This is a genomic window from Pseudomonas sp. 8(2025) (genome assembly GCF_052665325.1).
In genome coordinates this window covers 1-317 of sequence record NZ_JBQOIE010000059.1, presented here as the reverse complement: position 1 = coordinate 317, position 317 = coordinate 1, and the positions used below count along the sequence as shown (strand labels likewise).

Genomic DNA, 317 nt, shown 5'->3' with positions numbered 1-317 from the left:
GCATCGAGTGCAACGCCTGCGTCACCGCCTGCAAGAACGAGCACGAGGTGCCGTGGGGCATCAACCGCCGGCGCGTCGTCACGCTCAATGACGGCCAGCCGGGCGAGCGCTCGGTGTCGATGGCGTGCATGCATTGCACCGACGCGCCCTGCGCGGCGGTGTGCCCCACCAACGCCTTCTACACCACGGCCGACGCGGCCTGGCGCCCTTTCCGGGTGTGGCGGCATCTGGTGGGTACCCCGGTCGCCGACGACGTCATCGTGGTCGACAAGCCCGCCGGCCTCCCCGTCCACGCCACGCGCGCCGTCGTCCACAAC

1 pseudogene is annotated in these 317 nt (G+C 71.3%); it reads left to right on the top strand.

The annotated features are described in order from the left end of the window. Nucleotides 1-2: 2 nt before the first annotated feature. Nucleotides 3-317: pseudogene (locus ACUXVH_RS31730) on the top strand (hypothetical protein); the annotation flags it as partial.